Genomic DNA, 9,197 nt, shown 5'->3' on the forward strand with positions numbered 1-9,197 from the left:
CCCCCCCCCCCCCCCCCCCCCCCCCCCCCCCCCCCCCCCCCCCCCCCCCCCCCCCCCCCCCCCCCCCCCCCCCCCCCCCCCCCCCCCCCCCCCCCCCCCCCCCCCCCCCCCCCCCCCCCCCCTTTCAACCACCCCCCCACCCCCCATATCTACACTATGGCTCGATCGTCGGCAGCGTCAGATGTGTATAAGAGACAGGCGTTAGGCAGGGCTTATCGTCCTTAAAAAACAAATTATTCTCCAATGAAAAACAAGACATCAAAGGAAATCAACCAACTGGCAACTCTCCTAAAGAAAGAGATGGATATTCCCTCAGCTCAATATTCATCGAACTTACTCCATGTGGCTATGGCCAGTTATCGGGTAAGTTACCGTACAAAATACAAGAAAGAAGAACGCTTGGGAAAAATAATCATTGGTATTTTGATATTTTTTAACCTGATGATGCTCTACTTACTGAAACCTTTTACCATAAATCCAGCCATATTATTGGCTTGCTTGGTCGCTTTAGTAACCATAACCATATTAATGAGGATAGCCATACGTTTATCGAAGTTAAGCCCCTTACCATAACTCGATTCCAAGTCTCTATAGAAAAGCAGCATAACAGCTATAAGTTAGCCACCCTTTTTTATGAGTTCCACTGCCTTTTCCAATAGCTCGTCTTTATTTTCCAAAATACCTTTAATTGTAGGTTTTATCCACTCATCAATTCTAACGCCAACCCTTTGTGTAGGGCTTAGGTCTGGATAAAAAACGCCTATTCCCGATATTCCCGTACTGATATTGCCAGGTAAAATAATAGTGGAAAAATCACCATCAGCCCCAGAGGTTTGACTACCAAGAATACGCACATTAGCTGCACCTTGAAACGCCATTGCCGTAAACTCGGCCCTGCTTTGAGACACCGCATTAACAAGTATGATTACCTTACCTTTATAATAATCTGTTGTAGGTGCACCATTGCTGATGGGCTTGGTCATTGTAAAAGAACCTGGTTTAGAAAAATCAAACTCGCTACCTATTGCAAATGGTGCATTAATAGCCTTAATATAATTCGCCAATGTATTAATCATCGATTCTGAAGGATAAACTCTTAAGTCGATAATGATGCCCTTGGTCTTTTCAAAATCTTTTTTAATGGCTGGCAGTTCGCTGTTCTTGTATTTGCCGCCATAAACATACCCTATTTCATCATTGATCAGGTAATATCCGGTTGGCTTGGTATAATTAATGTTTATGAGTGCTAATCTTTGATCAATCATGGGTACATTGTATTCAAAAATCTGTTCCCCTCTTTGTACTGCTATTTTTAATGTAGTCTCATGGCTTCTTAACAAATAAGTAGCAGGTAAGTCATTTAATTTCCTATCATAATTAGATGCAGGTGTAATTGGCAGATATGCTTTTAGCAAATCATTTATAGTTTTTCCATTAATGGCAAGAATAAGATCACCAACTTTTAAATTTTCACGTACTGCAGGCGTATTTACATAAAAGCCGGTAAGCACCAGCTTATCTTCTATAAACTTGGCTTGAAATGGGGCCGCATATTTTCCCGCTATTAAATTAAATGGTACACTTAGGCCAATGGCCGCATGTGTATCATTTATACTCGAAATCAATTTTAGTACGGCAATGGTATATTCTTTTTGATTAGCGGCCAGTATGAAATCTGGGATAGCAGACCTTAATCCCTTACTCCAATCTTCCCCAATAACATCCCTATTGGGATAATAGTAATTAATCATGGCCCAATAGCGATACAGACTTAACAAACGATAACCCATATCTGGATAGACCATATTTTCATATGCTTTCTCATTCTTGAATAATGCTTGGCCAGCAATTGCCTTACCAATCCAATAATTTTCTCCAGTGCTACGATTATCCCTAACCAACACCAGCTTTTTTACCAGTGAACTGCTTAAAATTTTCCCATCTAATAACTCTCCATAATCTGCCCTTAGAAGAACTTTTTCTTTAGCACTTTCATTACAGGTCTTACATAAAGGTGGAATGGGAAATTGAATCAGGTATTTTTCCAATACACTACTCAGTTCGTTATTATTTTTAGCCTTCGTTGCCAATGGCAAAAGCCTAAATAATTCTGCATCCCAGTTGTAATCGCCAGTTACAATAGCTGGGTGATGGTATTTCAAAAAAGCCCAAAACTGTCCAACTATGGCTAAATTTGTAATTTGTTGAGGATTGATTGCGATATGATTAATTTGTGATCCTTTACTGAAAGCAGTATCTGTAGCTGCCTTTTTGGGCACCATCGCTTTTGCTCTTTCCATTGGAACGCCATCAATTAAAAGTTCAAGATTATCAAACCATGCCTTACCACCGCCAGCTAGTATACCCCCGTATTGTATAATTTTAACATCGCTTCTATTTGGTAGCTCAATACTATACTGCTTCCAATCGCTAGTCCCTTTGGCTCCCTGGTTATCAATATATCTAGATATCTGCTTTCCTTGTTCATTATTCAATTGAAACCATAACCCTGCATACCCCTCCTCTTCCAAACCTTCAATTTTAATGTAACCACGAAGTGTTATTGTTTTCCCTTCAAAAGCAGCTTCAGGTATATTATAGGTAATTGTATTTTGATTTAAACTTGGAGCTATCCTCTCTATAAGAATACTATATCTACCATGCTGCTTGACAACACTATCAAGTTTTACGGCATAAGACTTTGCAGCAAAAGGATTTGCGTACAATACCCAATTCTCGGGGTTTTTAGATACCTTGTCAATTTTCTCAAAATCGCCATTAAGAACTACCTGGGCATTACCGTACCGAACAAATAATACGCCAAGAATGAAAATAAAAATATATTTTTTCATAACAAAGGATGTTGGAATATCATAATTTAATACTGGAATTATAACAGATGCGATCATTTACAAAAATTAAACACATGCTTTCAGTTAGCCCACAATATCCAGATGAAAATAAGGATTAATCTTCAGAAAGAGCAGCAAACTCTACGTAACATTACCATAGATTTGGAGGGCGTCTATGCCCCAAAAATCAATGGAGATAAATGCCCAAAACGAAGAGGCCAAAGCAGCCTTGAAAAAATTGGCCAACATGATAAACATGCGTCATGTGGAAAAGTAGCTCTGAAAACAAACTTGGCAACGCTTAATTTTGTACATCACACCTATGAAGCTGGATTCCCTACACGAACTGATCATCGATTTTATCGAAAATACCAATAAGCCTATATTCCTAACGGGAAAGGCGGGCACGGGAAAGACTACCTTCTTGCGTTACATCCGTTCCAATACCAAGAAAAATCTCGCGGTAGTGGCACCTACCGCAGTGGCAGCCATTAATGCTGGTGGAGTTACCATACACTCCTTCTTCCAAGCACCATTCGGACCCATTCCACCAACATCGTCAACTCATATATTCCAGGAATTCTCTGGCAAGAGCTTTGGACCAGATAAAACCAAGCTCATTAAATGTCTGGACCTGCTCATCATCGACGAAATCAGTATGGTGAGGGCCGATACTTTAGACTATATTGATAGGGTACTCAGATTCCTTAAGGGTAATAGTCTGCCCTTTGGAGGCGTGCAATTGCTCATGATCGGCGACCTTTACCAATTACCTCCCGTTTTCCAAAATGACTGGCATTTCTTGGGCAGGTTTTATAAAGGCCCCTATTTCTTCGATAGCTTGGTTTTCAAGACCTACCCACTGCTCACCTTCGAATTGACAACCGTACACCGACAGAGTGACCCCACCTTTATCGACATTCTTAACGAGATTAGGAATGGAGCCATTAGTCCACCCCTGCTCGAGAAGCTCAATCAACAATATCAGCCCGTTTCAGAAATGGCTGAACTTGCCGAACATGTTACCCTCACTACCCATAACCCACTGGTCAAAAAGATCAACCAAGAGAGACTGGAACAGCTCCCAGGGGAAACCTATACTTTTAAAGCCAAGGTAAGCGGAGATTTCCCCAAGGAGGCCTATCCCACGGAAGAAGAATTGGTGCTAAAGGCAGGCGCTATGGTCATGTTCATCAAGAACGACAGTTCGGGGAAGAAACAATTCTATAATGGCAGAACCGCCAAAGTGGTAAGCGTTAGCGGAGAGGTCATTAACCTAACCTTTTTTGATGATGGTTCAACTTTCGAAGCCAATCTGGAAACATGGGAAAACACCAAATATGCCCTATCGGAAACAGATCAGAAAGTGACCCAAACCAGCGCTGGCTCTTTTACCCAATTCCCAATAAGGCTAGCTTGGGCCATTACCATTCACAAAAGTCAGGGACTTACCTTCGACAAGGCCATTGTTGACGTTGGTGCGGCCTTTGCCCACGGACAGACTTATGTGGCCCTGAGTCGCTGCCGTACACTAGAGGGCCTCCTGCTAAGGGAAAAGGTAAATGCCGAAAATATCATCACCGACCCTTCAGTATCGGCTTTCATGACACAGGCACAATCTCAGATTCCAGACCAGCAAGTGTTAGCAGTTTCACAAGCTGCCATTGAAATAGAAACCTTGATACTCACCTTCGATTTCATGCCAATTGCAATGGCTTGGAGCCACTTCAAATCGGTGCTCATGGAAATACTACCTTCAGCCACACTTGTCAACGACAAAATCAATACTACCGAACGCCTTTTAGGTACAAAAGTACAACCCATTGGCGAACGTTTCATTCGTCAGGAGCTCCAAACCTTGCAGGGGAAAATCACGTTACAACAGCTCAAGGAGCGACTTGTAAAAGCAGCAGGATACTTTCTGCCCTCCCTTAGTGAAATGCAACAGCAGCTACAGGAAATACACCTACTTGCCACCGGATCACCCTATCATAGCGACTATTTTCCGACCCTAAACCTACTGTTGGAACAGCTAGGAACAAAAATACAAGTGTTCCAAGACTTGCCAGTCCTCAAAAATATTTCGGCCATCTCCCAAACCATCAGAACCTCGGCAATGCAGTACAAACCAATTGATGGCTGGAAGCAAAAACAGACTGGCCCAGAAGTTGTCATCGAAAATCCGGCACTGTATACCCAATTGATCGCATGGAGAACAAATACCGCCGCCATTAAAAAAACACTCGACTACCTGATCCTTTCTGACCAGGCCATGGCCGACATCAGTGCAAAACTACCTAGAAGCCTTACACAACTGGCCAAGATCAAGAACATAGGCGAGGGAAAGACCGCAGAATTTGGCGAGCACCTCCTCAAAATGATCCGTACGCACCTTGGCGAAAATGATCTTTTTGGTTAATCATAAGCAAACCCACCGATAAAAGCGTAATGATCACTTTCCTGCCGATATCCGAATTCGGGATCAGCAAGCCTTGGCATTGGCTTTTGCCTACAAAATTTTACCTTCTAAATCACCGATGGGTCAAACAATTGACCAGTTTCTTGCGTTATACGCCAAATAATTGATTAAAAGTACACTTGGCTACCCCACAAAAACAGACATTCAGCAAAGGATTTGATACCCCTAAAATCTTCCTGATCTTGGGCCTATCGATATTACTTATCGCCCAAGGCTATTTCGGCTATCGCCTACACCAGCTCTCAGAAACACAGAAACACCTCAAGCACGACTATGCCGAAATGAACAATATTTCGCTCGGCCTGTTCTCCATATCGCAGTGGCAGGACAAGATCGAAACCATTGTTGAACGTCAAGTGAGAAACCTTAACCTAAGCCCTAAACAGAAAAGGGAACTTCAAAAGGAGATAGAAGGCGTTATTATTGCGCTGATTGATAAGGCAGAAGCCCTGGTGACCAAACCAAAGAAAAAATCGCTCAGGGGCAAACTGGCTAAGTTTGCCGTAAAGAACTTTATAGAGGTAGATACCATCAAAAAAAAGGTGCCTGGCATTGCCATCACCCTCATGAGCAAAATAGACAATCGAAAAACCAAAGAGCAGTTGAGATCTCTTGCCCTCAAAAAAATTGATCAGGTAGACGAAATCGCTTCTATAGACAGCGCCCTGACAGCCAATGCAAACAAAGTAGAGCAGGCCTATCAGCGTTACCATGTGGCCAACCAAACAGACTTCAACAATAAGATTTTTTTTGCGCTAAAAAAAATAAATCGTTTAACCTACACCTACAGTATTGCTATGCTGGGTGGTATCATAATTTTTCTTTCGGCTTGGTGGATTTTTAGGAAACGAGAAAACATGCATGCCGCCCTTTTCATCCTATCGCTGGTGTTTGCCTTTATCCTACTGGCTGTTGGTCTTACGGCCTCCATGATCGAGGTAGATGCACGCATCGGTGCCATAGATTTTGTACTGCTCGGCCAGCAAATTGTTTTTAAGGACCAAGTACTTTTTTTCCAGAGCAAGAGCATTCTAGACGTGGTGATGATTTTGATCAGCGGAACGGCCATTGATTCCATTCTCGTGGGCGTGCTCATATTGATCTTTAGCATTTTGTTTCCAGTGATGAAACTTAGTTCTACGGGCATCCATCTGCTTGGCAAGAAAAAACTGGCCGAAAACAAGGTTATCAAATATTTTGCCTTCCAGTCTGGCAAGTGGAGCATGGCCGATGTAATTGTAATTGCCATCTTAATGGCCTATATTGGCCTTAACGGTCTACTGGAAAGCCAACTGGCCAGCCTAAACATTCCTCTTGCTTCGCTCACGCTCATTTCTACCCACAATACCGCCCTGCAACCTGGATACATCATTTTCATTGCCTTTGTGCTTTTTGGCCTAGTACTCTCCACCATCCTAAAGTCCATCAGTCCTCACGACTGTTCGTAGTATAGGTAAAAACAAGACCAATGACCATTCATACCGTTTATAGCCAAAGACAAGATCAACCAAAATCCCTTAACACTTGAAAACAGACCAGCATACCGCCGTAAAAAAACACCGCTTCTTCAACCTCCTATTGATTTTGGGATTAGGGTTACTTTTATCAGCCGAATGTTATTTTGGTTATCGGTTATACACGCTTTCTAACGAGCAAGAAAGACTTAAGGAAGACTATTCAATGGCCAATAACATTACTTTTGGTGTATTTTCGCTCGACCTATGGCGAGATAAGATTTCTGTCATCGTTACCAGAAAGATCAAGGATTTCAAAGTCACCAAGCAACAAAAGGAAGAGATGAAAGAGCAGGTAGAGAAAGAACTCCATGACATGATCAATGAAGTGGTTAAGGACTTTAACAAGCCACAGAAAGGCCTAGGTGGAAAGCTCAAGAAATTTGCTTTCAAACAGTTTGTAAAGCCAGAGGAACTTCATGCACAGGTGCCTTCCTTTGCCACCACCATCATCAATAGGATCAACCGTCCTAAAGCCATGAAAAAAATAAAGGGTATTGCCACCAGCGAATTGCATGAACTGACCGATCAGATTTATGACAGTACCGCTACCGCACAGGTCAAAATGACCAAGCATCTGTTCAAAAAGTACAACGTAAATACCAGCAGTACCCTCAACAAACACCTAGAAACCCGACTAGATAATATCCGTAAAGTCACCTATAATTACGCCTATGCCATGCTTGGTTGTGTACTGCTAGCTCTCTCTTTGTGGCTACCCCTTCGAAAAAAAGTACACCTACATACCACACTATTTGTCATGTCGCTACTTTTTGCACTGGTACTGCTCATTATTGGCACCACAGTATCCATTATTGAAGTAGATGCCAGGATCAGCTCACTTACCCTGCACCTATTGGGCGAAAAGGTGGTTTTCCAAAACGAGGTACTTTTCTTCCAGAGCAAAAGTATTCTTAGTATTGCACAAGTATTGGTTCAACAGCGAAAGCCAGATTCAATTACCGTAGGTATTCTCATCATCCTGTTCGTGATTATGCTACCTATATTAAGAATGACCGCAAGAGGTATACACCTGCTCTGCAATCCGCCAATTTCAGAAAATAAAATCACCAAATACCTTGCCTTCGAATCAGCGAAATGGGATATGGCGGACGTAATGGTAGTAGGGATTTTAATGACCTACATTGGTCTCAACGGGATTTTAACCAGCCAATTGAGCGATCTGAACATCAGAAGCGAGGCACTAACCACGGCCACGGTAAACTTTACCTCGCTCCAACCCGGATACCTTATTTTTGTAGGCTACGTTGCTTTCAGTTTTATACTTTCTTATATCCTTAAAAAGGTGGCCTGCCTTGCTACTCTTACCAATAAAAACAATTAGCGCATATGTTCTTTAAGTATTGATTTCAAAATTCCCTTCAGGTACAGCAGTAGTTCAGATGCCAGTAACAGTTTATTATCTGTAAGTATAGTACATCATCTGTTGCACCATTTATGCATCTGCCCCTTCCAGTCATCAGTGGCAGTAGGAAAACTTTTTAAGTTAGAAATACAAATTTTATATGGTTTTTGGTATCGAAAATCTAACGCCCTCTATTTATTTATTTCAAAACCGTATCGTTAATTTCATTCAGCAGGCTTTGCCTCATTTTTGAGTTCCTTTGATCTAGAAGGATAATCATGCCCCAATTTTTAGCCCTGTTGTAGCATATAATGGAAGACTGTCCCATAGAATCGCCAGACTTCAAATAAATGGTATTTTTATCATCCATGATGATGTTAATCCCCAATCCCATTGCTCTGTTTTCATCTTTATAGAAGATATTTTCCGTCATGATGGCCGCTTTACCTGTAGCAGTTTCTTTATTTAAGACCGCTTTTAAAAATGTAACCATATCAGTAGCATTAGATTTTACTAATCCCGCAGGTGCGGTAACATTCCATTTGAAGAATTCCTGAATACTACCGTTGGGATTGTGACCAGTAGTTCTGTTTTCCACCTCAAAATCTTTCGTTAGCATATTGGTCATCTTTAACGGTACTATTACTTTGTCTTTAATAATTTTATCGTAACTCTTGCCATACACCTGTTCTAATATTTGTCCGAGCAAAGTATACCCAATTGTGGAATAACGATATTTACCATAGTCTATAAGTTCAGTACAGTTATTGATCATGGCAATTAATGCTTTTTCAGTTACACTATGCACAGGCTGTTGTGGATCTAGTGCAACTAACTTTCCAAAATCTATATCGGGCAAACCAGATTGATGAGAGGCCAGATCTGAAATTTTTATTTTGTTCTTAAGGTTTTTAGACAACACATATCCTTTGGGAAGGAAGTCGTCGATATAATCATCTATTTTTATTTTACGTTCAATTACTGCC

7 protein-coding genes are annotated in these 9,197 nt (G+C 41.6%); 5 read left to right on the forward strand and 2 right to left on the reverse strand.

The genetic code is table 11. The features are described from left to right. On the forward strand, nt 1-225 hold a 225-nt coding region (locus JHD79_RS22055), incomplete at its 5' end, for a hypothetical protein (protein WP_199121526.1). Between the two features lie 18 nt (nt 226-243). Then, complete coding sequence (locus tag JHD79_RS22060) at nt 244-573, forward strand: hypothetical protein (RefSeq protein ID WP_199121527.1); 330 nt, start codon at nt 244-246, stop codon at nt 571-573. 44 nt (nt 574-617) lie between these two features. Here the strand turns inward: JHD79_RS22060 and JHD79_RS22065 are convergent, their stop codons facing one another. Further along, nucleotides 618-2,852 carry a S41 family peptidase gene (locus tag JHD79_RS22065; protein WP_199121528.1) on the reverse strand — a complete coding sequence of 745 codons (2,235 nt, stop codon included), beginning with the start codon at nt 2,850-2,852 and terminating at the stop codon, nt 618-620. Nucleotides 2,853-3,174: 322 nt separating this feature from the next. Between JHD79_RS22065 and JHD79_RS22070 the strand changes: the two genes are divergently transcribed. From JHD79_RS22070 to JHD79_RS22080, 3 genes are all read left to right on the forward strand, one after another. Beyond that, a complete protein-coding gene (locus JHD79_RS22070; RefSeq protein ID WP_199121529.1) occupies nt 3,175-5,271 on the forward strand; it encodes an HRDC domain-containing protein in 2,097 nt (698 codons plus the stop codon). A gap of 179 nt (nt 5,272-5,450) precedes the next feature. Continuing rightward, nucleotides 5,451-6,779 carry a paraquat-inducible protein A gene (locus JHD79_RS22075; RefSeq protein WP_233164836.1) on the forward strand — a complete coding sequence of 443 codons (1,329 nt, stop codon included), beginning with the start codon at nt 5,451-5,453 and terminating at the stop codon, nt 6,777-6,779. Between the two features lie 76 nt (nt 6,780-6,855). Beyond that, nucleotides 6,856-8,190 carry a paraquat-inducible protein A gene (locus JHD79_RS22080; protein WP_199121530.1) on the forward strand — a complete coding sequence of 445 codons (1,335 nt, stop codon included), beginning with the start codon at nt 6,856-6,858 and terminating at the stop codon, nt 8,188-8,190. A gap of 220 nt (nt 8,191-8,410) precedes the next feature. On the opposite strand, the gene JHD79_RS22085 is transcribed toward JHD79_RS22080, so the two are convergent. Further along, on the reverse strand, nt 8,411-9,197 hold a 787-nt coding region (locus tag JHD79_RS22085), incomplete at its 5' end, for a serine hydrolase (protein ID WP_199121531.1).

This window comes from Pedobacter sp. ASV28 (genome assembly GCF_016428855.1).
Taxonomy (GTDB): domain Bacteria; phylum Bacteroidota; class Bacteroidia; order Sphingobacteriales; family Sphingobacteriaceae; genus Pedobacter.